The sequence below is a fragment of the Burkholderia sp. R-40 genome (assembly GCF_049942845.1).
GTDB lineage: Bacteria > Pseudomonadota > Gammaproteobacteria > Burkholderiales > Burkholderiaceae > Burkholderia > Burkholderia ambifaria.
In genome coordinates, this window is record NZ_CP187968.1 from 1,400,381 (window position 1) to 1,422,094 (window position 21,714).

A 21,714-nucleotide genomic window follows, 5' to 3' on the forward strand; every position below is an offset into this window, starting at 1 on the left:
TGCGCATAAAGGCCGGGGGCAATCAATGCGGTGTGGCTGCACACGACGCGTATCCCGTCACCCTGAGCGGCGAGAGTTCATCGTTCGGGCTCACGCTGAAAGCGAGGATCCGAATCGTAGATGCTCTCCAGTGCCACAGAAGTTTATGCGCACAAACTCCGCCGCCGTCTCGGCAGCGCCTTCCCTCGACAATCGGAAGGGCAGGCCCTGATACATCTCAACGATCAGCATCTCGAACGCGCTCCCGAGACGTCGACCTGCGTGAAGCTTGCTCCACCACTCATCATCGCGGCCCGGCAATCTCACTTCTAACCACGGCCGCCATCTGGCATCTCCCCTCGTTTATGCGCATAAACCGATAGCCCGAATGGCCAATGCGTAGTTTGTGAACGACAATTTCATTGAAATATAAATATCGTCCTGTAGAATTCCAACGACCAAAAACAGGAGTGGAAATTGGCCGCGGAAATCATTGCAGTCACTCAACAAAAAGGTGGCGTCGGCAAAAGCACGATTGCCATGCATCTCGGCGCGGCATTCCATGAGAAAGGGAAGCGTGTCCTCGTCATCGACGCCGACGGTCAAAACACACTGATTCACTGGTCGAGCGCATCGGGTGACAGCGACGCCGGCATCCCTTTCCCGGTCGTCAACCTCGCTGAAGCCGGCGGCCAAATCCATCGCGAGATCAAGAAGTTCATCAACGACTACGACATCATCGTCGTCGATTGCCCGCCGTCGATCACCGAGAAGGTCTCCGGCGTCGTGCTCCTGGCCGCATCGATCGCCGTGATTCCGACTTCGTCGTCGCCGGCCGACTACTGGTCGAGCGTCGGGCTGGTCAAGCTGATCCAGCAGGCGCAAGTGATGAACGAAGATCTCCGTGCCGTCTTCCTGCTGAACAAGACCGAAGAGAAGCGCATGCTGACGCGCGAACTCAAGCGCGCGCTCGAGGAACTCGGCTTCCCGTTGTTGAAGACGCAAATCCCTACCCGGGAAGCGTACAAGCAAGCGATGGCGCTCGGTCAGACCGTGCTGCAGATGAACGACCGCGGCGCCAAGCTGGCCGCCGCGGAAATCCGCGCATGTGCCGACGAAATCGTCGCCATGCTGCCCTGACTTTATGCGCATAAAGGAGTCACATGAAGCCCTCCCAATTTGCAAAAGGATTCCAAGCGCGCCCGGATATCACGACGAGCGAGAAGCGCACGGCGCTTGATCGGCTCAATGCCATCGACGGCATCGTCAAGTCCGACACGGCCACGCCGGCCCCGACGAAGTCCGCCAAGAAGGACATCACGCCGCCACCGGCTATGGAAGTCCTACTTGATCCGTCGGTCGACGAATCGCCGCAATATCGCGCGTGGCGCCTCGAGAATCGCTATGCGCCCGGCCAGGTGATCGAGCTGCCGCTGAAGGCAATCAAGCATAGCCCGTTCAACCCGCGGCACTTCTATCTGAAGTCGTCGATTGCCGAGCTCGCGGTCAACCTCGCGAAGCAGGGGCAGCAGCAGGCGATCCACGTGATTCCGGACTACGACAATCCGGGTACGTATTTCGTCAGCGACGGCGGCCGTCGCGTGCGCGCGCTGAAGGAAGCGAACAAGGAGTCGGTGAAGGCGATCGTGATCGACGTGCCGATCGGGATCCAGAGCTACAAGCTCGGCTACGACCTGAACGTGCAACGCGATTCGCAGACGGTGTTCGACAACGCCGTCGTGTGGCGCCGCTTCCTCGACGACAAGCACTTCCAGAGTCAGAAGGAACTGTCCGAACATCTCGGCCTCGACGAGTCGACGGTCGCGGTTGCGCTGTCGATCGGCAAGCTGCCGGAAACCGTGATGCAGGAGATGGTCGCGCGCCCCGATCGCTTCGGTTCGAACATGGCGTATCAGGTCGGCCGATATCACAATGCGCGCGGTACCGAGGCGACGCTGCGGCTGATCAACAAGATCGTGTCCGACGATCTCAGCACGCGTCAGGTATCGGACATCGTCAAGGGCCGCGTCGCGGCGCAGGAGACGCCGAAGCCGGCGGGCCGCCAGCGCTATGCGCAGCGTCTCGAGATCAAGCTTGGCGGCAAGTCGGTCGGCGACCTGAAGTCGTATGGCGAAGACCGCATCGAACTGCGCCTACGCGGCCTCCCGAAGGACAAGCGCGACGCGATCCTCGAGCAGCTCGAGCGGATGCTGTTGTCGGAGTGATGGAAACGGCCGGCAGGGCCTGGCGATGCGCCGGGCCCGCCGGTTGGGCGGGTGGCCGGCGGCGGCCCGTCAGAGGGGCCTGAACGGGCCTCAGGCGGCCCGCGATTGATTCAGGGTGAACGACAGCAGGTCGCCGTCGGTCGGCTCGCCCCAGGTCTTCTGGGCCAGCCAGTCGAAAAACGCCGTCTCGGCGAGCTTCGAATCGAGACCGCGCTTGCGCCAGTCGTCACGCAGGTGCGAGCCCATCGTCGGCAACACTTCCGACTCGAACGACTCGCGCGCCACTTCGCGCTCCGCGTCGCCCTGCTCCTCGTACAGCACCTTCGCTTCCTTGCGGCGGAACGCCGAGAATTCGCTCAACAGGCGCGCCTTCAGATCATCCGGCTGCGCCGCGACGGCCTTCGCGGCGGGCATGCCGGACGGCAGCGTGTCGACGGACTCGACCGGCGGCGCATAACCCTTCTTCAGCGCATCCTTGAACAACGCGGGCGCACTGCGCACCGGCGGCAGCGTCGTGCTGCGCATCCGCTGTTCGGTCATCTGCAGCGCCGCGCGAATCCGGTTTTCCTCGCTGTCCGCGTAGAGCGTCTGCGCTTCCTTGAGCGGAATCCCGAGCTTCACCATCCGGTCGACCAGTGTGCTGTCGAACACGTTCGGATGCTCGTCGAGCGCGAGCATCGGCTGCTTGCGCTCGGTCACGCGGAACTGGATCTCCGCGACCCGCCGCCCTTCACGATGCTCGATCAGCTCGACGAAGATGTTGGTGACCGCATTGACCTCGGCGATCGCCGGACGCAGATAGTCGCGCTTGAAGTACTTGTACTCGCGCTTCGCCTCGTCGCCGGCCTCCGTATCGGGGGTGCCCGACAGGATCGGCCGCCACCATTCCCACGGCTCGCGCATCGTCAGGTGGCTCGGGTTCGTCAGGTAGCGCACGCAGATCTCGTAGAGCGCGAGACCGGCGCTGCTGCGCAGCTGGCTCTGGAACTGCAGGCTCAGACGCGCGTACTGGACCGGGTCGAGCAGCTTCTTCTTGATCTTCGGTGCGAACGAGAATTCGACCCACACGCGGCGGGTGGCCGGATCCTCGAGAATTTCGGCATCGGCGATCAGCGTCGAGATCCCCCACTTGCGGCCCGGCTTCTGGCTCGACGTCCCCGTGCTCCATTCGACCTGGACCGACACCATGCGGCGCAGGTGTTCCTTCACCAGTGCGGTGTCGTTCGAATCGAAGGCGGAGTTGGCGACGATATCCGACAGCAGCGCGCGGTAGGTGTCGCCCGAGTCGTCGGCCTGCTGCGCGACGGCGAGCAGGACGTTGAACAGCTTGCGGGTCAGGAGGGTGATCTTGCCGCTTTTCGGCTGAATTGCGATCGCCTCGACGGCCTTACGCAATTCGGCTGAACTGGCACTCACCACATCCACATCGGTTTTCTTGGCGCGCTTCGTGGCCATGCGTCGGGTCGGAGGGAGAAGTTTCACGGAAGGATAGCGCCTGTGGTGATGTGCGTCCAGAACGACATGCTCACCATAGCCGGTGAAGTGCGCGTACAAACCGGCCCTCACCCCAACCCTCTCCCGAAAACCCTCACCGGTCCGGATTTACAGCGTTTCGAACTCGTCCAGACGTGTCGCGGGATGCGCGGATTCACAGATTTTTGCCTGTGCTCGACACGTGCGAAACTTGCTCCCGTATCGGCTCACCTTTCGATTTGTCGTAATTTTACGACTGCGCTTCCGGGTCCTCGTCACAGGGTCGCTACTGGGTCTCACGGCCGCGCTCGGATGGGCCCGCACCGGCCTGTATGCATGTACAGGCGTGGCTGACCGGGAGACCGCGATTTCCTCCGTGATCCGGAAATCCGTGCCAAAAAGGCGCTCTGCCGCGTCGATCCCAGCCGTTTCGCAGGCCCGGGCGCGCATTGTACAGCGCACAGAAACCGTTCGGTCCCGAAAATTCTCACCTCACCGGCTCGGAATTCTGTGAACGGGATGCCGAGGAATCCCCGACACACGTGGGATCAGCCGCCAGGACCTCCCGAAAAGCCTCACCTTATTGAAAAAAGCGGCGCTCCAACGGATGCGAAAGCCGCTCCCGAAAAACCTCACCGTAACCGCCGCGGTATCAAAAATGTCAATGGCATCCGATACTTATGTGCGGCAAGCGTTCGGGTGGGCCCGGCGATCATCCCCCGAAAAACCTCACCTTTCCGGCATCCGGCCCAATGCGACAGCTGCCTGTCGGCTCCTGAAAATTCTCACCTGTGCCAAAAAGTGGCACAGCGAAAATCAGATTTCGATCAGTCCGGGCGGGCTTTTCAGCGAATTTTCCCTGGGATGACCCCTGAAAAGCCTCACCTTTGACTAATTTTTAGGCAAATGCAGCTCCCGAAAATACTCACCATATGGCGCATGGCAGCCCTGTGATTGATGCCCCGAAAAAGCTCACCTCAAGGGATCCGGCCAGGAAAACCCGGGTTTCGCTCCCGAAAAACCTCACCTTTGGGGCTTCACAGTTCCCACAGGGCACCTTTGCGGTGCAAAATGACGCTCGTTTCCCGGAAACACTCACAGCAAAACCCTGTGGCGTCCCGTGAAACCTCACCTTTCACGAAAACTGCCCAAAAGATGGGCAGAATGAGGGCGCGAAGAAGGTCCTGCAAATTCTCACCTGTGTCTGCACAGGCAGAAAACTGTGTGCTCAGGAACAGCGCGGGTTCCGCGGCTGTGTGGCCCCGAAAAACCTCACCTTTGGGAAATCTCGTGTTTCACTGTGATCCCGAATCCGCTCACGACCTTTCCTGCATCGGCTCACGCAGCTCCCCGAACCCCATCACTTCAGCTCCCGCAGAACATCACCTTGGCTCCCGTAAAACTTCACCTTGTCGGCCGGAAAACCTTGCTACATAAGGCTGTGCCGTGGCGTTAACGTTTTTAACTAAGGGTTCAAGGGTGTTTACTTCTAATACTCTCAAGACATCGGTCGTCGAGTTTTCCACAGAGACCCCAAACCCTGAACACCGACAGGCTACGATGACGCTCGGCATGTGAAACAAATGCACTTTTTCGGGGTCTGCTCCAAAACGCTTTCCATACAAGGACTTGGCTCGCTTTCTTCGCTTTGTTTCACGGAATTGGAGAGCTGCTTCGACCGAATCGGCTCACAGCCCCGGTTTCTGTGCACAGCGACGTAAATTCGCCACGGTCGATCAAAACAAGTATCAAAAAATACGTATTTCGTTATGATCGCAACATCTCAATGTCTGTGAGCCTGTCATGACGCTGGATGAAATGCGTGAAGCCATTCGGGAAGAACTGGAATCGCTGCGCGCGAGCGGCGCACGCCGCCAGGAGTTGTCGCTGCATGCATGCAAGCGCCTGTTCTTCGATCTCGGCATCCGGCCGTCGGCCGCCAACGTCCGCGATCTGACCCAGACCGGCAGTGCCAGCGACATTCCGAAGGACATCGACCATTTCTGGGAACGGATCCGTACCGCATCGAAAGTCCGGCTCGACGGCGCGGCGATTCCGAAAGCGGTCGAGGAAAAGGCCGGCGCATTGCTCGGCGCACTATATGAAGAAGCATTAAAGGCGGCGAGGGAAAGTCTCGACGTCGACCGCGAACAGATTCGCGCCGGCGTGAGCGATGCGGAACAGCGGCTGCGCGACGCAGCTGTTCGCCAGGAAACACTCGAAGGCGCGCTGACGCGCAGTGAAACCCGCAACGACCAGCTGCAGGCGCGCGTGACCGAGCTCGAAGTGCAGCTGGCCTCGCAATCGACGCACGGTTCGGCAAATGAAGCGACGTTGCTCACCACGATCGCCCGCCTCGAAAAGGAACTGGCCGCGATGGCCGCCCGTGTCGACGCCGAGCAAACGCAGAACGCCGCGCTGCGCGATCGCATCGATACGCTGCAAGCGGAATTGCAGCAGCGCACCGAACACTATGCGCAGCAGATCAAGGATGCGGTGGCCGAAGCCGAGCGTCGCGTCAAACCGATGCTGGTCGAGCTGGACTCGTTGCGCAGCATGGCGGCGACCTACCAGAGCGGTTTGCGCGACGTGCAGCGCAAGGAATTCGATTTCCTTCAGCAATTGAGTTCGGCCAAGGCGCGTGCGGACCGGCTCGAGGAACAGTTGCGCAGCCAGGGCGATGAACTGGAACGCGCGACGCGCGACGCGAATAGGCTGCGCGCGAGCCAAGGGATGAATCCGGAAATCGCCGCGCTGATCCGGCGCCTGGCCGATGCGGGACAACTGGATGCGGACGCGTATGCCGCGATCGGTACGTCGCTGGACCACGAAGTTCCGGTGCCGAGCCAGTGCCCGCGTTGCGACGGTGAACCGGAACTGGCCCAAGGCGATGACGGGTTCGAAGTTTCGTGCCCCGAATGCGAACATGCGTCGGGGCCGTGGCCTTCCCGATTCGAAGCGATCGCGCGTTTTGCACGCGACTGACGCATCAGCCGGCACAGCGATCGCGCAGGTGAGGTAATCCGGGACGCGTGAGGTGAGGTTTTTCGGGAGCTGTGAAACGGTGAGGCTACGCCGCACAAGGCTGCTCACGGATCATGTCGCGTGAGCAGCCGTGCTTGGCATCAGTGAGTTTCGTCGGGGACGAGCGCGTCACCGTTGGCGAGACCGTCGCGCCAGTTTTTCCATGCGCGATGCAGGCGGTTCGACGAGATCGGCCGCATGAAGCCGAGCCATTTGCCGACCCGCTCGGGCGGCACGTCGTGTTCGAACAGTTCGGCCGCATACGTGTTGCGCAGCGTTTGCGGGCTCGCGCGCGCGCTGCGCGACGACGTGAGCCCCGCCGATTCGACGATCGCATCGATCGCGCGCAGCATCGTCGCCTTGTGCATCGGCCGTCCGGTGTGCGACGCCGGAAACACGAGTTCGCCGGGAATCTCCTGACGCTTGCGCTCCACGAGCCACGCCTCGAGCAACGCGATCGCGAACGACGCCAGATGGGTTTCGCGTGCGAAATCCGGATGCGTCGACGGGATCTGCAGCGACGTTCCGCTCGTGTTGATGCAACTAATGGTAAGCGCACGCGCTTCGCCGGTTTTCACGCCGGCGCCGAGAAACGCAGCGACGAGCGCGCGATCGCGCCGCTCTTTCCAGTAGGCGGAGCCCGATACGCCGATCGGCGAAAACAGGTAGGCCAGCAACTTCGCGCGTTCGGCTGGCGTCAGGAAACCGGTCGGCTCGTTGTCGCGTGCCTGGCGCCAGTTCGCTTCGCCATCCTGAGCAATGAAGCGGGCCGGGTTGGTGGACGCGAGCTCGGTGCGCCGGATGTGATCGAGCACGCGCTCGATCAGCCGCAGATAGCGCATGCGCTGCGTTTTCCGGATAGGCAGCTCGCCGACGAAGTTCGCGATCGATGCGGTATCGACCGTCGCCAGGTTTTTCTGGTGTGCACGCAGCCACGTGAGAAACGCACCCCATTGGGCGCGATAGACGTCGGCTGACGAACGGCGGTAGTCCTGCATGGCAAGCCACGCGTCGAATGCGGTTTCGGGCGACACGATCCAGTCGGATGCGCCGCGGTCGAACAGATCCTTTTCTTCCGGGCGTGCCGGGGTGTCGGAGGGCGTGGGAAGGGACATGTTATTTATTCCGTTAGTTGCGTATATGGTAGCCCTTTGCGCAACATCGCGGGCAGCAGGATGCGAGAGCCGGCCGCCGTGTCGGACGATCCGGGCGGGGCGTTAGTCACCCCATGCCTTGGACGGACGTTGAACGCGCTCGCGGTGCGCGGCTTCCTGCGACCGCGCCGCGGCTTCATACGCGAGGACCGCGAACGAGAACACGGCGGGCAGCGCATTCGATCGGCCGAAGTCGATCGGATCGTCCGTTTCGGGAAAGGTCATGTCCGACGGCCGTTCGAACAGTTGACGCATGCCGGCGTCGTGCCGGCTGGCAAAGCCGAGATCGGCGAGCGCCTCGGCTTCGATGGCGTGCAGCAGACGCCACGACAGCGGGACGCGCTGACGGATGTAGCGCTCGGCTATATGGCGGACGATCAGTTCGAGGTCGTGCGCGGCAGCCTTGAAGCTGAGCGCGGCCAAATCTTGTTCTTCTGTCATCGCAGGCTCCTGTCGACCGGAGCGGCGCCTCGGTGCGCCGACCCGGCCATGCATGGCGGAATGTCCCTATACTGTACAAACATACAGTATTTTCCGCAACTGGCCGTTCGGCCAGCTATCCGCATTTTCAGCGATGGATCACGATCAGTAATGCGCGCGCTTCGGCCTTGCCGGGGTTGCGGATCGCATGCGGCGTGTCGGCCGCGTAGCGGGCGGTGTCGCCCGCCTTCAGGCGCCGGCTCGCGGTCGCGGCTTCGATTTCCATCGCGCCGTGCAGCACGGTGAGGTGCTCGCGCGTGCCGGGTTCGTGCGCGTTCGATACGAGCGCGCCGCCACCCGGCAGCGTCAGTTCGTACCACTCGAACTTGCCGGCCAGGTCGATCGGGCCCCATACGCGCAACTGATAGCGGCCGTCGTGACCGGCGAGCGTCGGAATGTCGTGCGGGCCGTCCACGCGGATCGTCTCCGCCGCCTTCGGTTGCGAGAACAGTTCGTCGAGCGTGATGCCGAGCGCATTGGTGAGCCGCCACGCAACCGCGATCGTCGGATTGGCCTTGTCGCGCTCGATCTCGGAGAGCATCGACTTCGATACGCCGGCCGCGCGCGACAGGTCGTCGAGCGTCAGCTTGCGCTCGTTGCGCAGGCGCTGGATTTGCTCGCCGACCCGCGGCGGCGTCACGCCCGACGGTTGCGGTGCGGCGGCGGCAGGCGTGCGCCGCGACGCGGAGGAACTTGCCATTTGGTTTCCGTTCGCTTAGAGTTGTTCGGTATTTCGAATTCTAGTTCGGAATATTGGATAAATGCGGTCAACCGAACGACCGACTATAACAGTAGCAGGCCGTTGCGCCGCCGCCACGAGCGGGGCGCTGCGGAATGCGAATCCCTGTCAGGAGCTTTGCGATGCGTGATGCCTTTCTCGCCCAGGTGCGCGGGACGCTCGACCAGATCCGCGCGGACGGTTTTTACAAGACCGAGCGCGAGATCGCGAGTCCCCAGGCGGCGGCCGTGCGGCTGGCCGGCGGTGCCGGCGTGCTGAATTTCTGCGCGAACAACTATCTGGGCCTGGCGAACGATCCGCGCCTGATCGCCGCGGCGCAGGCCGGTCTCGAGCAGGACGGCTTCGGCATGGCATCGGTGCGCTTCATCTGCGGCACGCAAACCGTGCACAAGCAGCTCGAAAGCGCGCTGGCGTCGTTTCTCGGCACCGAGGACAGCATCCTCTATTCGAGCTGCTTCGATGCGAACGGCGGCCTGTTCGAGACGCTGCTCGACGAGAACGACGCGGTGATCAGCGACGAGCTGAACCACGCGAGCATCATCGACGGCATCCGCCTCTGCAAGGCGAAGCGTTTCCGCTACAAGAACAACGACCTGTCGGACCTCGAGGCGAAGCTCAAGGAAGCCGACGCCGCGGGCGCGCGCCACAAGCTGATCGCGACCGATGGCGTGTTCTCGATGGACGGCATCATTGCCGACCTGAAAGGCATCTGCGACCTCGCCGATCGTTATGGCGCACTCGTGATGGTCGACGATTCGCACGCCGTTGGCTTCATCGGCGCGCATGGCCGCGGCACGCCCGAGCACTGCGGCGTCGACGGGCGCGTCGACATCATCACCGGCACGCTCGGCAAGGCGCTGGGCGGCGCATCGGGCGGCTATGTCGCCGCGCGTCGCGAGGTGATCGAGCTGCTGCGCCAGCGTTCGCGGCCGTACCTGTTCTCGAACACGCTGACGCCGAGCATCGCCGCGGCATCGCTGAAGGTGCTGGAGCTGCTCGGCAGCGACGAAGGCGCGAAGTTGCGCGAACGCGTGCGCGAGAACGGCGTGCGATTCCGCGAGCAGATGACCGCCGCGGGCTTCACGCTCGTGCCGGGCGCGCATCCGATCATCCCGGTGATGCTCGGCGACGCGCAGCTCGCGACGAACATGGCCGACAAGTTGCTCGCCGAAGGCGTCTACGTGATCGGCTTCTCGTTCCCGGTCGTGCCGCGCGGCCGCGCGCGCATCCGCACGCAGATGAGCGCCGCGCATACCCCCGAACAGATCGATCAGACGGTCGCCGCGTTCGTGCGCGTCGGCAAGTCGCTCGGCATCATCTGACGGAGGCGCGACCATGAAAGCACTGGCAAAGCTCGAACGCGGCCCCGGCCTCACGCTCACGCGCGTGAAGCGCCCCGAAGTCGGACACAACGACGTGCTGATCAAGATTCACCGCACGGCGATCTGCGGCACCGACATCCATATCTGGAAGTGGGACGACTGGGCGCAGAAAACGATTCCCGTGCCGATGCATGTCGGCCATGAATACGTCGGCGAGATCGTCGAGATGGGGCAGGAAGTGCGCGGCTTCGCGATCGGCGATCGCGTGTCCGGCGAAGGCCACATCACGTGCGGCTTCTGCCGCAACTGTCGTGCGGGGCGGCGGCATCTGTGCCGCAACACCGTCGGCGTCGGGGTGAACCGCGAGGGCGCGTTCGCCGAGTATCTGGCGATTCCCGCGTTCAACGCGTTCAAGATCCCGCCCGAGATTTCCGACGATCTCGCGTCGATCTTCGATCCGTTCGGCAACGCGACGCACACGGCGCTGTCGTTCAATCTCGTCGGCGAGGACGTGCTGATCACCGGCGCGGGCCCGATCGGCGTGATGGCCGCCGCGATCGCGAAGCATGTCGGCGCGCGCAACGTCGTGATCACCGACATCAACGACTATCGGCTCGAGCTCGCGCGCAAGATGGGTGCGACGCGCGCGGTGAACGTGTCACGCGAGTCGCTGCGCGACGTGATGGCCGACCTGCACATGACGGAAGGCTTCGACGTCGGCCTCGAGATGTCGGGCGTGCCGAGCGCGTTCACCAGCATGCTCGAGGCGATGAATCACGGCGGCAAGGTCGCGCTGCTCGGCATTCCGCCCGCGCAGACGGCGATCGACTGGAACCAGGTGATCTTCAAGGGGCTCGAGATCAAGGGCATCTACGGTCGCGAGATGTTCGAGACCTGGTACAAGATGGTCGCGATGCTGCAAAGCGGCCTCGATCTGTCGCCGATCATCACGCATCGCTTTGCGGCCGACGATTACGAGAAAGGCTTCGCCGCGATGCTGTCCGGTGAAAGCGGCAAGGTGATTCTCGACTGGACGGTCTGAGTGCCGAGGGGGCAGCGCGGCGCGTTTGCCGACTGCCCCGCGCGTGCCGACACGAGCGTTTGTCGGGCCGATCGGCTTCGACGAACGCGTAAGGTGAGATTATTCGGGAGCTGTGCGCGCGTGCCGAATGGCGGCTCGATCGCGCTTTGATGGCGCGTTTGGGCGCGCAATGCAGCGGTTGCGCGTTGCGCAACGCCTGCTGGCACACCCCTTCTCGTTTGCGGAACGACGGCGATCACGCTGCGATTCCGCCGGATGCATCGGTGACATGCAATCGCGCATGCACCTCACCCATCAAGCCCCCGCGCACCAGTCCATTCTTTGTCGCGTCGCCCGACGCGTGTTTTTCTTCCCGCCCTTCCGCTTTCTCTTGCCGTGCTTGAGTAGCGAGCCCTCTCCGCATCATCCGCTGACGGCGGCTTTGCTCTGTTCCCGCGGCGGCACATTGGCAGCACCTCACCGCACAGCGCAATCACGCTGCAGCCTCGATGCGTGAGGCGATCAATGACGTGCGAACTCACCCTTCAGCAGCCGATCGACATCGATCGGTGTGCTGCCCGCTATTCGATCCCTTCACCGTTCGACCATCGCGGTTCGAACGGCAGGCTCGACGCGACGACCGACCGCCAGCCGCCAGCCGCGATCGGAACCACGCGGCGTTCACCCCTCCCACCGCCAGGGCCATTCCACACGGTTGTTGACGAGGGAGAACGATCGTTCTACCGTAAATCCATGAACACACATGATGACCTCTCCGGCGAACCGGCCGTTCGCGACCGGCTGCTCGACGCGGCCGAAGCGCTGATCTACTTGGGCGGCATCCACGCCACGGGTGTCGATGCGATCGTGAAGCGGTCCGGCGCAGCGCGAAAGAGCTTCTATTCGCATTTCGAATCGAAGGAGGCGCTGGTCGTCGCCGCGCTCGAGCGCCGTGACGAACGCTGGATGCGCTGGTTCGTCGATGCAACGCTCTCGCGCGGCAAGTCGCCGCGCGCGCACTTGCTCGGCATGTTCGATGTGCTGCGCGACTGGTTTGCGCAACCCGATTTTCACGGCTGCGCGTTCCTGAACGCATCCGGCGAGATTGCCGACGCCGACGATCCGGTGCGCGTGGTCGCGCGTATGCACAAGGCGCGGCTGCTGGCGTTCGTGGGCGAGCGGTTCGGCGCGTATGCCGACGACGCCGGGATCGAGCGTCGCGGACTGGCCCGCGTCGCGCGTCAGTGGCTGGTGCTGATCGACGGCGCGATCGGCGTGGCGCTCGTCAGCGGCGATGCGACCGCCGCGCGCGATGCGCGCGCAACGGCAGAACTCTTGCTCGATACGGTGTCTCGAGCGTCGAAGTAGTGCGTCCCAAGCGGCTGCGTTCGTGCGCAGCCAGAACCTTGAACAGGAGCATTCCATGTCCGCTTCTCCGGAAGTTCGTCCCCCCGTTCCGCCGTTCACGCTCGACACGGCGCGCCAGAAAGTGCGCGCCGCCGAAGATGCGTGGAACACGCGCGACCCGCAGCGCGTCTCGCTCGCCTATACGCCGCAGAGCCAGTGGCGCAATCGCGCGGAGTTCGTGACCGGCCGTGACGAGATCGTCGGTCTGCTGCAGCGGAAATGGACGCGCGAGCTCGACTACCGATTGATCAAGGAGCTGTGGGCGTTCGGGGGAAATCGCATCGCGGTGCGATTCGCATACGAATGGCATGACGACGCGGGCAACTGGTTCCGCTCATACGGGAACGAGAACTGGGAGTTTGACGAAAACGGATTGATGGCGCATCGCCACGCGAGCATCAACGACCTGCCGATTCGAGAAGCGGATCGCCTGTACCACTGGCCGCTCGGCCGCCGTCCGGACGATCATCCCGGCCTGTCCGATCTCGGGCTGTGACGCGGCACGATGACGACGCGTGGACGTGCTCGATCACGCAGCGAGAACGTCCACGCATACTCAAAGGTGAGGAAATACGGGAGCCGCTTGTTGAGGTGAGTGTTTACGGGAGATGGAGCATTCTGTGCGGAACGGTGTGACTCTTCACGCTCTGCATCTCACCGATCAATCGTCTCAGGAAACGGCGCGAATGCGCCGATGGAAGTAACGCGCGCGCATCAACGTGCGTGATCGGTTGCCGAGCGCACGCGAACCGCACGTGATTCGAACGCGGTATCCACGGCATCTTCGCAAAATGCACCGTGAGATTGAACCAGTGTGCATCGATGCGCGATGCAACTCACCGATTTGAAATCAACAACGACACACACGCACGCGCGTACGCATGAATGCAAACGCGCACATCGAAATAGACAAAGGTGCGCGGCAGTCAGTCGTGTTGCTCACCCTCGAACACGACATCCATCGACCACCTCGCGCACCCTTCACATCGTTCCGTCAGCCGGCGATGCGCGCCGCGATCGCCTCGCCGACTTCCTGCGTTCCGGCCTGGCCGCCCAGATCGCGCGTGCGCGGCCCGGCGCGCAGCACGTCCTCGATCGCCGCGACGATCGCGTCGTGCGCTTCGCGCTCGCGCCCGGCGCCGTTACCGACGAAGTCGAGCATCAGCGCCGCCGACCAGATCATGGCAATCGGGTTCGCGATGTACTGGCCCGTGATGTCCGGCGCGGAGCCGTGCACCGGTTCGAACAATGACGGAAAGGTGCGATCGGGGTTGAGGTTCGCCGACGGCGCGATGCCGATCGTGCCCGTACAGGCCGGCCCGAGGTCGGAAAGGATGTCGCCGAACAGGTTCGACGCGACGACGACGTCGAAGCGGTCGGGCTGCAGCACGAAGCGCGCACACAGGATGTCGATGTGCTGCTTGTCCACGGCGATCTCGGGATAACGCTCACCCATTTCGGCTGCACGCGCGTCCCACCACGGCATGCTGATCGCGATGCCGTTGCTCTTCGTCGCGACGGTCAGCCGCTTCGCGCGGCGCTGGGCGAGCTCGAACGCGAACTTCAGCACGCGCTCGGTGCCGTGGCGCGTGAAGATCGACTGCTGCATGACCACTTCGCGCTCGGTGCCTTCGAACATCGTGCCGCCGACGGACGAATATTCGCCCTCGGTGTTCTCGCGCACGATCATGAAATCGATGTCGCCCGCCTTGCGGCCGGCCAGCGGCGACGGGACGCCGTCGAACAGGCGCGCGGGCCTCAGGTTGATGTACTGGTCGAACTCGCGGCGGAACTTCAGCAGCGAACCCCAGAGCGAAATGTGATCGGGCACCGTCGCGGGCCAGCCGACCGCGCCGAACAGGATCGCGTCCATGCCCGACAGCTGCGCCTTCCAGTCGTCCGGCATCATCTTGCCGTGCTGCGCGTAGTAATCGCAGCTTGCCCATTCGATCTGCTCGAACTGGAAGCGGATGCCGAAGCGCGCAGTCACGGCGTCGAGCGCGCGCAGGCCCTCGGGCATCACTTCACGGCCGATGCCGTCACCGGGGATGACGGCAATCCTGTACGTCCTGTCGCTCATGCAAGCCTCCTTGGCTGGTCGGGCCGCCGGCAGCGTGCGCGGCGGAACATGACGCCATTTTATTTATTTCCAATCAGATTAGAATCACGTGAAAGGTTAATCGACTTTACACGAATCGTGAACAAATCGCCGAATCTCGACGACCTGCGCGTATTCAGCCTGGTCGTCCGCCTGACGAGCTTCAGCGCGGCCGCCGAGCAGCTCGCGGTGTCGCCCGCGTATGTGAGCAAGCGCATCGCGCTGCTCGAGGCGCAGCTGGGCACGCGCCTGCTGCATCGCTCGACGCGCCGCGTGACGGTCACGGAAGCCGGCGAGCGCGTGTTCGCGCGTGCCGAGAAGATTCTCGACGACGTCGATCATCTCGTCGAGGATGTGTCGACCACGCGCACGGTGCCGCGCGGCACGCTGCGCATCTCGAGCAGCTTCGGCTTCGGCCGCCATGTCGTCGCGCCGGCGCTGCTCGACTTCTCCGCGCGCTATCCGCAGCTCAACGTGCGGCTCGATCTGTTCGACCGGCTCGTCGACGTCGCGGGCGAAGGCTACGACCTCGACGTGCGTATCGGCGACGAGATCGCCGATCACCTGATCGCGCGCCGCCTCGCCACCAACCATCGCGTGCTGTGCGCGTCGCCCGACTATCTCGCTCGGCGCGGCACGCCGCGCACGCTCGCGGATCTCACGTCGCACGACTGTCTCGCAATCAAGGAGCGCGACCATCCGTTCGGCGTCTGGCGGTTGAACGTGCGTGGGGAAACGGCAACGGTGAAGGTCGGCGGCGCGCTGTCGACGAACCACGGCGAGGTGGCCGTGCAGTGGGCGCTGGCCGGACGCGGGATCGTGCTGCGTTCGATCTGGGAAGCGGCGCCGCTGATCGAGCGCGGCGAGCTCTGTCGCGTGCTGCCGGACGCGATTCAGCCGGCGAACATCTGGGCCGTGTATCCGGAACGCGTCGCGGCGTCGGCGAAAGTGCGCGTGTGCGTCGATTTTCTGGTGGAGGCGCTCGCCGGGTTGAATGCCGCGGCGAGCGACGATGCGGGCTGAAATCGGCCAAAGGTGAGCTTTTACGGGGGCATGTGCAGCGCATCGGCAAGCGTCTGTTTACGGCATGCAGGCGCGTCGCGAGCCGCTGTGTCCATACCGGCACATCGGTGATCGCGATGCGTCGGCCCGACCGACGATGGTGCCCGCGCGCGGCTTATGCCGCTTTCATCACGCTCGCCACACCGAGCATCAAGTCGAGATTCTGCACGGCCGCGCCGGACGCCCCTTTGCCGAGATTGTCGAACACGGCGGCCAGCAGCACCTGACCGTGCTCGGCATTGACGAACACGCTGAGCCGCAGGTCGTTCGACCCGTTCAGCGCTTGCGGGTCGAGATGCGTGATCGCGCGCGTGTCGGCGAGCGGCGTGACCTCGACGTGGCGCGCGCCGGCGTAATGGTGCGCGAGGCACGCGTGCAGCGCCTCACCGGTCACGCCGGCCGGGAGCAGGCGCAGCTCGAGCGGCACGGTCAGCACGATGCCCTGCCGATAGGCGCCGTAAGCCGGCACGAACAGCGGACGATGCGCGAGCCCGGCATGCAGCTGGATCTCGGGCACATGCTTGTGCGCGAGCGCGAGGCCGTAGACCTGAAGCGGTTGCGCGCGTGCGGCGCCGTTCGATTCGAACGCGTCGACGGCGGCCCGCCCGCCGCCCGAGTAACCGGATACCGCGTGGATGCTCACCGGGTAATCGCGCGGCAGCAGGCCCGCCTGTTGCAGCGGCCGAAGGAGACCGACCGCGCCGGTCGGATAGCAGCCCGGATTGGTGACGCGCCGCGCGTGCGCGATTGTCTGCGCGTGTCCATCGACCATCTCGGGAAAACCGTAGACCCAATCCGGTTCGGTGCGATGGGCCGAACTCGCGTCGATCACGCGTACCGCCGGATTCCGGATGAAGCCGACCGCTTCGCGCGCCGCGGCGTCGGGCAGGCACAGAATCGCGATATCGGATGCGTTGATGGCTTCGGCGCGTCGTGCGGGGTCCTTGCGTTCGGCATCCGGCAGCGTGACGAGCCGCAGGTCGGTGCGATCCCGCAGGCGCTCGTGGATCTGCAATCCGGTCGTACCTCGGTCGCCGTCGATGTAGACAATGGGGAGGCTCATGATGGTCGCGTTCCTCGTTTCGGGCATCGGGAAAGCCGTATCGTCCACCGAACGCCTAGAATAGGAAAAGTTGAATTTACTGATTGCGGGATTCAGTTTTCCTGAACGAGAGGAGGCGCATGCGCGAGATCAGTCTGGACCGATTGCGTACGCTGGTCGCGATCGCCGACCAGGGATCCTTCGTGGCCGCCGCGCAACTGCTTCATCTGGCGCCGCCGACGGTCAGTCTTCATGTCGCCGAACTCGAAAGCCGCATCGGCGCGCCGTTGCTGTCGCGCACGCGCGGCAACGTGCGGCCGTCGACCATCGGTGCGGTGCTGGTGGAGCGGGCGCGGCGTCTGCTGGCCGAGGTCGAGTCGACACTCGACGACGTGGAGCGGCAAGTGCAGGGGCTGACCGGTCGCGTGCGCCTCGGCGCATCGACCGGCGCGATCGCCCATCTGTTGCCGCAGGCGGTGGCGCGGTTGCGCGAGCGGCATCCGGATATCGACGTGCAGATCGCGGTGCTCACGTCGCAAGACACGCTGGCGCGCATCGCGCAGGGCACGCTCGACGTCGGGCTGGTCGCGCTGCCGCAGCCGGCGGTCGCTGGGCTGTCGATCCGCGCGTGGCGGCGCGATCCGGTGCTGGCCTTCCTGCCCGCGGACTGGCGGCTTCCGGCGCGTGTGACGCCGGCCTATCTGGCCACGCGTCCGCTGATTCTCAACGACGCGACCACCCGCCTGTCGCGGCTCACGACGGAATGGTTCGCGCTCGGTGGCCACCGGCCCGAGCCGCGCATCGAACTCAACTACAACGATGCGATCAAGAGCCTGGTCGCCGCGGGTTACGGCGCGACGCTGCTGCCGCACGAGGCGGGCGCCCCGCCGCCCGACGCACGCGTCGTCATGCGGCCGCTGCGGCCGGCGTTGTGGCGTGAACTGGGTATCGCGCATCGGGTCGGCCCGGTCGAGCGCTCGACACAGCACGTGCTCGACGCGTTGTGGGCGCTCGGCGCGCGATAGGGAATCGCGCCGCCGGTCAGGACGCATGCCGCGGTGGCGACTCGAACGGACGCGGCATGCGCGAGGTCGAACGCTTCAGCCGGTCGCCCGGTGTGGCCGCATGCGGGCCGGCTGGTGCCAACGCCAGCACCAGCACCAGCACCCGGCGCAGCCCCGTTACAGCCGGTTGTCCCTCGCGAGCATCAGCACGCGCGCCCAGCGCCGCGCATCGCGCTTGTCCATCATCGGCAGCTTCCATTCGCCGCGCACCGCGTCGCGCACGCGCACGACCAGATGCCAGCGGCCGTCGATCGGCGCGGCCTCGCAGCCGTCGAGCTGCGACAGCGTATAGCGGCCGTCCGCGCCGTCTTGCGACAGCCACAGCAGCCCCTGCGACGCGGACACGCGCACCTCGCCCCATGCGCGATGCACGATGTGGGTCCAGCCTTGTTCTTTCGTGTTCGGCGCGATGTCGCGGCGGCGTTTGATCCACCACGCGATCAGCGCGATCAGGATGGCGCCGGCGAGCACGGCGGCCGCGATCGCGACCGGCTGGCCGAACTGCGCGGCGATGACGTGAAACAGGTGAACCGCGCCCCATCCAATGGCGATGAGCGCGAACAGCGCAATGAAAATCGGCATGTCGAATCGGAAAAGAGGACGGACCGGCGCACGCAGCGCGCCGGTCCGCCGCACACGGCATCACCGGCGGCGGTGAATGTCGTGCGTGACGAAGCCCGCGTCGTTGACGGGCAGCGCGAGGCCGTCCTTCACCGCGAGCGTCTTGCGGATGTCGTCGAGACCGGCGGACCAGTGGTCACGCATCGTCGACAGACCGAACTGATAGTCCTTGTAGTGGTGCTCGTACGCCTTCTGCTGATAGATCAGGTGCTGGATGTTGTACTTCTTCCCGCTCGACATCGCTTCAGCCTCGACGCACCACGGGTCGTTCTTGCGCTGCTCTTCCGGCACCTGCTCGAGCACGTGGCGCAGCACGTTGCGATAGCGCTGTTCGCGCTGCAGCGTGTCGGTGACGAAGCGCGTGCGGCTCGAATACTGCACGTCCTTCGTGCGTTCCGCGACATCGGCCATCGTGCGCGGCAGCGGCCCGCGTGCGCTCCACAGATCGACCTGGAACGCGAGCGTGTCGCGGCGCGGGCGCGCGCGCAGCACTTCCATCAGCGGCGTGTTCGACACGACGCCGCCGTCCCAGTAGTACTCGCCGTCGATCTCGACGGGCGGGAACGCGGGCGGCAGCGCGCCGGATGCCATGAAGTGCTCGGGCGTGAGGCGAATGCGCGAGTTGTCGAAGTACACGAAGTTGCCGGTGCCGACGTTGACCGCGCCGACCGACACGCGCGTTTCGCCCGAGTTGATCCGGTCGAAATCGCACAGCTTCAGCAGCGTCGCGCGCAGCGCCGACGTGTCGTACCAGCTGATCTTTTCCGGATGATCGGACACGCCCGGCATCGGCGGCGGGAAACGCGGCACGAAGAAGCCCTGCTGGCCCTGCATCATCGCGCTCGCGGCCTGCGACGCGGTGAAGAACGTGCGGATCTGGTCGATGCTGTTGAACAGGGCGAATTCGAACGCGGCCGGCATCGCGGGAAAGAACGCCGGCTGGCAGATCGTTTCCCAGAATTCGCGCAGCCGCTCGACGCGATGTTCGGGCGCATTGCCGGCGATCAGCGCGGTGTTCAGCGCGCCGATCGAGATGCCTGCGATCCAGTCGAGCGGAACGTTCGCTTCGTGCAGCCCTTCGAACACGCCGGCCTGATACGCGCCGAGCGCGCCGCCGCCTTGCAGGACGAGCGCGATCGTTTCGTACGGCAGCGACCGCGCAGCGGCCGGTGCGCCGGCCTCGTGTTGCAGGTCCGCCGCATCGACGGCCTGCTTTTCTGTACGCGCGTGCGGTTTCATCAGTTGCTCCGAGAAATGCCGCCGTGGATGGCGGACACGGAAGGCGTGACGTCGATCGACGGCACGCCATCGTGAGTCTTGAGAATGGGCGGTGGTGCGGGAATCGCCTCCCGTCGGGGAGGCGAAGACATTACTGCATGAACCAGCCGTGGCTGACGATGAACGACTGCCCCGTGAGCGCGGCGCTCGGGAACGCCGACAGGAACAGCACCGTCTGCGCGACGTCCTGCACCGTCGTGAACACGCCGTCGACCGTATTGCCGAGCATCACCTTCTTGATCACTTCCTCTTCGCTGATGCCGAGCTCCTTCGCCTGCTCCGGAATCTGCTTGTCGACCAGCGGCGTGCGCACGAAGCCCGGACACACGACGTGCGAGCGCACGTTGTGCTTCGCGCCTTCCTTCGCCAGCACGCGCGCGAGGCCGAGCAGGCCGTGCTTGGCCGTCACGTAGGCCGACTTCAGCGGCGACGCTTCGTGCGAGTGCACCGAACCCATGTAGATCACGACGCCGCCGCGATCATCCTTGTACATGTGCTTGAGCGCGGCCTTCGTCGTCAGGAACGCGCCGTCGACGTGGATAGCCTGCATCTTCTTCCAGTCGGAGAACGAATAGTTCTCGATCGGATTGACGATCTGGATGCCGGCGTTCGACACGAGGATGTCGACCGAGCCGAACGCTTCGGCGACCTTGTCGATGCCGCTGTTCACGGCATCCTCGTTGGTCACGTCCATCGCGACGCCGATCGCCTTGCCGCCTGCCTTGTTGATCTCGTCGGCAACCGCGTTCGCGCCGTCCTGGTTCAGGTCGGCGATCGCGACGGCCGCGCCTGCCTTGGCGAGCTCCAGTGCGATTTCCTTGCCGATGCCGCTTGCGGCGCCCGTGACGACTGCGGTTTTGCCATTCAGGTTGCTCATTTCGAATTCCCGTGGTGAAAGGATTGACAGGGAGAAAGGACTGCGGACGTGTTATTGAGCCAGGTAATCGTAGACGACTTCGCCGAGGCCGAGCGTCAAATCCGCGACGATGTGGCGCGCTTCGACGATCTCGAGCACCGGCAGGTCGGCCACCGGCGCAAGTGCGTGCGGTGCCAGCTCGAGCGACGCGGGGCCCGTCCATGCGCCCTTCATCTTGATGTCCTGCATGTAGTAGCGCACCAGTTCGCACACGCGGGCGGTGCCGTCGACGTGCGGGATGATCTTCAACAGGAAGTTCGGGCCGGCGAGGCGTTTCGCCTGCTCTTCGATGTCGAGGTCCTTGTGCTTGTAGCCCATCGTGCCGGTCGCGACGCGCACCTTGCCGTAGTCGAGCGTGCCCAGGATGTGATCGGTGTTCACGTGCAGCGTGGGCGACGCGAGCTTCTTCGGGAAGCCCCACAGCTCACGGCCGCCGGCGATCGGCGGGTGATCGTCGAGATACATCGCGAGCGTGTAGCCGCCGGCCTGGCCGTTGTATTCGACCGGAATCACCTGGCCGCTTTCGGTATAGTCGCCGAAGCCGGTCGAATCGGCCATGCGAATGAATTCGTAATGGACGAGCGGCTCGGTGATCTGCAGCGGCTCGGGGACAATCTCACGCAGGCGGTCAGGATCGGTGCGATACGTGATGATCAGAAACTCACGATCGACGAAACGGTACGGCCCCATCGGGAAAGCGGGGCTCGTCAACGGCATCGCAAACGCTTTCGATCGGACATCGCTGATTTTCATGCGGACTCCTTGTTGTTGATCGCTTCGTGGATGATTGGTCGTAATCGTATGCCTGT

General features: G+C 64.2%; 19 protein-coding genes. 9 read left to right on the plus strand and 10 right to left on the minus strand.

Annotation, left to right across the window (positions count from 1 at the left end):
- Positions 1 to 456 precede the first annotated feature (456 nt).
- Positions 457 to 1,119, plus strand: coding sequence for a ParA family partition ATPase (gene parA / locus ACP26O_RS22675; protein WP_006751663.1), 663 nt, complete (start codon positions 457 to 459; stop codon positions 1,117 to 1,119).
- A 23-nt stretch (positions 1,120 to 1,142) separates the two neighbouring features.
- Positions 1,143 to 2,204, plus strand: a complete 1,062-nt coding sequence (locus ACP26O_RS22680) for a ParB/RepB/Spo0J family partition protein (RefSeq protein ID WP_012365030.1) — start codon at positions 1,143 to 1,145, stop codon at positions 2,202 to 2,204.
- A gap of 90 nt (positions 2,205 to 2,294) precedes the next feature.
- Here ACP26O_RS22680 and ACP26O_RS22685 read toward each other — a convergent pair whose 3' ends face one another.
- The gene (locus tag ACP26O_RS22685; RefSeq protein WP_012365031.1) at positions 2,295 to 3,659 is read right to left on the minus strand and encodes a replication initiation protein; all 1,365 of its coding nucleotides are present in this window, start codon (positions 3,657 to 3,659) and stop codon (positions 2,295 to 2,297) included.
- Between the two features lie 1,821 nt (positions 3,660 to 5,480).
- On the opposite strand from ACP26O_RS22685, the gene ACP26O_RS22690 reads away from it, so the two are divergent.
- A complete protein-coding gene (locus ACP26O_RS22690; RefSeq protein ID WP_175664349.1) occupies positions 5,481 to 6,662 on the plus strand; it encodes a DNA-binding protein in 1,182 nt (393 codons plus the stop codon).
- 140 nt (positions 6,663 to 6,802) lie between these two features.
- On the opposite strand, the gene ACP26O_RS22695 is transcribed toward ACP26O_RS22690, so the two are convergent.
- From ACP26O_RS22695 to ACP26O_RS22705, 3 genes are all read right to left on the minus strand, one after another.
- Positions 6,803 to 7,816: a tyrosine-type recombinase/integrase gene (locus tag ACP26O_RS22695; protein ID WP_011659905.1), complete on the minus strand. Its 1,014-nt coding sequence runs from the start codon at positions 7,814 to 7,816 to the stop codon at positions 6,803 to 6,805.
- A 102-nt stretch (positions 7,817 to 7,918) separates the two neighbouring features.
- Positions 7,919 to 8,296, minus strand: a complete 378-nt coding sequence (locus ACP26O_RS22700) for a DUF2471 family protein (RefSeq protein WP_012365035.1) — start codon at positions 8,294 to 8,296, stop codon at positions 7,919 to 7,921.
- Between the two features lie 127 nt (positions 8,297 to 8,423).
- The gene (locus ACP26O_RS22705; RefSeq protein ID WP_105832665.1) at positions 8,424 to 9,035 is read right to left on the minus strand and encodes a helix-turn-helix domain-containing protein; all 612 of its coding nucleotides are present in this window, start codon (positions 9,033 to 9,035) and stop codon (positions 8,424 to 8,426) included.
- A gap of 161 nt (positions 9,036 to 9,196) precedes the next feature.
- On the opposite strand from ACP26O_RS22705, the gene ACP26O_RS22710 reads away from it, so the two are divergent.
- From ACP26O_RS22710 to ACP26O_RS22725, 4 genes are all read left to right on the plus strand, one after another.
- Positions 9,197 to 10,396: a glycine C-acetyltransferase gene (locus ACP26O_RS22710; protein WP_126226302.1), complete on the plus strand. Its 1,200-nt coding sequence runs from the start codon at positions 9,197 to 9,199 to the stop codon at positions 10,394 to 10,396.
- Positions 10,397 to 10,409: 13 nt separating this feature from the next.
- Positions 10,410 to 11,438, plus strand: a complete 1,029-nt coding sequence (gene tdh / locus ACP26O_RS22715; protein WP_006751655.1) for an L-threonine 3-dehydrogenase — start codon at positions 10,410 to 10,412, stop codon at positions 11,436 to 11,438.
- Positions 11,439 to 12,170: 732 nt separating this feature from the next.
- Positions 12,171 to 12,785: a TetR/AcrR family transcriptional regulator gene (locus ACP26O_RS22720; protein ID WP_175664350.1), complete on the plus strand. Its 615-nt coding sequence runs from the start codon at positions 12,171 to 12,173 to the stop codon at positions 12,783 to 12,785.
- Positions 12,786 to 12,840: 55 nt separating this feature from the next.
- On the plus strand, positions 12,841 to 13,320 hold the full coding sequence (locus tag ACP26O_RS22725) for a DUF1348 family protein (protein ID WP_126226303.1): 480 nt from the start codon (positions 12,841 to 12,843) through the stop codon (positions 13,318 to 13,320).
- A 498-nt stretch (positions 13,321 to 13,818) separates the two neighbouring features.
- Here the strand turns inward: ACP26O_RS22725 and ACP26O_RS22730 are convergent, their stop codons facing one another.
- The gene (locus ACP26O_RS22730) at positions 13,819 to 14,904 is read right to left on the minus strand and encodes a tartrate dehydrogenase (protein WP_175664351.1); all 1,086 of its coding nucleotides are present in this window, start codon (positions 14,902 to 14,904) and stop codon (positions 13,819 to 13,821) included.
- Between the two features lie 117 nt (positions 14,905 to 15,021).
- Here ACP26O_RS22730 and ACP26O_RS22735 point away from each other — a divergent pair, with 117 nt between their 5' ends.
- Entirely contained in the window at positions 15,022 to 15,945 is a 924-nt protein-coding gene (locus tag ACP26O_RS22735) for a LysR substrate-binding domain-containing protein (RefSeq protein WP_175664352.1), read from the plus strand.
- Between the two features lie 154 nt (positions 15,946 to 16,099).
- Here the strand turns inward: ACP26O_RS22735 and argC are convergent, their stop codons facing one another.
- Entirely contained in the window at positions 16,100 to 17,047 is a 948-nt protein-coding gene (gene argC, locus ACP26O_RS22740; protein ID WP_175664353.1) for an N-acetyl-gamma-glutamyl-phosphate reductase, read from the minus strand.
- Positions 17,048 to 17,166: 119 nt separating this feature from the next.
- Here argC and ACP26O_RS22745 point away from each other — a divergent pair, with 119 nt between their 5' ends.
- Entirely contained in the window at positions 17,167 to 18,051 is an 885-nt protein-coding gene (locus tag ACP26O_RS22745) for a LysR family transcriptional regulator (RefSeq protein WP_175664354.1), read from the plus strand.
- A gap of 156 nt (positions 18,052 to 18,207) precedes the next feature.
- Here the strand turns inward: ACP26O_RS22745 and ACP26O_RS22750 are convergent, their stop codons facing one another.
- From ACP26O_RS22750 to ACP26O_RS22765, 4 genes are all read right to left on the minus strand, one after another.
- Complete coding sequence (locus tag ACP26O_RS22750; RefSeq protein WP_126226308.1) at positions 18,208 to 18,672, minus strand: hypothetical protein; 465 nt, start codon at positions 18,670 to 18,672, stop codon at positions 18,208 to 18,210.
- 60 nt (positions 18,673 to 18,732) lie between these two features.
- Positions 18,733 to 19,950 (minus strand): patatin-like phospholipase family protein, encoded by a 1,218-nt coding sequence (locus ACP26O_RS22755; RefSeq protein ID WP_175664355.1) that lies wholly within the window; start codon positions 19,948 to 19,950, stop codon positions 18,733 to 18,735.
- A gap of 130 nt (positions 19,951 to 20,080) precedes the next feature.
- The gene (locus tag ACP26O_RS22760) at positions 20,081 to 20,866 is read right to left on the minus strand and encodes a 3-hydroxybutyrate dehydrogenase (RefSeq protein ID WP_006480179.1); all 786 of its coding nucleotides are present in this window, start codon (positions 20,864 to 20,866) and stop codon (positions 20,081 to 20,083) included.
- Between the two features lie 51 nt (positions 20,867 to 20,917).
- Positions 20,918 to 21,658: an acetoacetate decarboxylase gene (locus ACP26O_RS22765; RefSeq protein WP_011659919.1), complete on the minus strand. Its 741-nt coding sequence runs from the start codon at positions 21,656 to 21,658 to the stop codon at positions 20,918 to 20,920.
- Positions 21,659 to 21,714: the final 56 nt, after the last annotated feature.

Bases quoted from the DNA above. Each gene is read 5' to 3' on its own strand.
- ACP26O_RS22750 (WP_126226308.1), bottom strand. From the start codon at position 18,672: ATGCCGATTTTCATTGCGCTGTTCGCGCTCATCGCCATTGGATGGGGC.
- ACP26O_RS22705 (WP_105832665.1), bottom strand. From the start codon at position 9,035: ATGGCAAGTTCCTCCGCGTCGCGGCGCACGCCTGCCGCCGCCGCACCG.
- ACP26O_RS22680 (WP_012365030.1), top strand. From the start codon at position 1,143: ATGAAGCCCTCCCAATTTGCAAAAGGATTCCAAGCGCGCCCGGATATC.
- ACP26O_RS22720 (WP_175664350.1), top strand. From the start codon at position 12,171: ATGAACACACATGATGACCTCTCCGGCGAACCGGCCGTTCGCGACCGG.
- ACP26O_RS22725 (WP_126226303.1), top strand. From the start codon at position 12,841: ATGTCCGCTTCTCCGGAAGTTCGTCCCCCCGTTCCGCCGTTCACGCTC.
- ACP26O_RS22700 (WP_012365035.1), bottom strand. From the start codon at position 8,296: ATGACAGAAGAACAAGATTTGGCCGCGCTCAGCTTCAAGGCTGCCGCG.
- ACP26O_RS22745 (WP_175664354.1), top strand. From the start codon at position 17,167: ATGCGCGAGATCAGTCTGGACCGATTGCGTACGCTGGTCGCGATCGCC.
- ACP26O_RS22695 (WP_011659905.1), bottom strand. From the start codon at position 7,816: ATGTCCCTTCCCACGCCCTCCGACACCCCGGCACGCCCGGAAGAAAAG.
- argC (WP_175664353.1), bottom strand. From the start codon at position 17,047: ATGAGCCTCCCCATTGTCTACATCGACGGCGACCGAGGTACGACCGGA.
- ACP26O_RS22730 (WP_175664351.1), bottom strand. From the start codon at position 14,904: ATGAGCGACAGGACGTACAGGATTGCCGTCATCCCCGGTGACGGCATC.
- ACP26O_RS22685 (WP_012365031.1), bottom strand. From the start codon at position 3,659: ATGGCCACGAAGCGCGCCAAGAAAACCGATGTGGATGTGGTGAGTGCC.
- ACP26O_RS22710 (WP_126226302.1), top strand. From the start codon at position 9,197: ATGCGTGATGCCTTTCTCGCCCAGGTGCGCGGGACGCTCGACCAGATC.
- tdh (WP_006751655.1), top strand. From the start codon at position 10,410: ATGAAAGCACTGGCAAAGCTCGAACGCGGCCCCGGCCTCACGCTCACG.
- ACP26O_RS22755 (WP_175664355.1), bottom strand. From the start codon at position 19,950: ATGAAACCGCACGCGCGTACAGAAAAGCAGGCCGTCGATGCGGCGGAC.
- ACP26O_RS22765 (WP_011659919.1), bottom strand. From the start codon at position 21,658: ATGAAAATCAGCGATGTCCGATCGAAAGCGTTTGCGATGCCGTTGACG.
- ACP26O_RS22760 (WP_006480179.1), bottom strand. From the start codon at position 20,866: ATGAGCAACCTGAATGGCAAAACCGCAGTCGTCACGGGCGCCGCAAGC.
- ACP26O_RS22690 (WP_175664349.1), top strand. From the start codon at position 5,481: ATGACGCTGGATGAAATGCGTGAAGCCATTCGGGAAGAACTGGAATCG.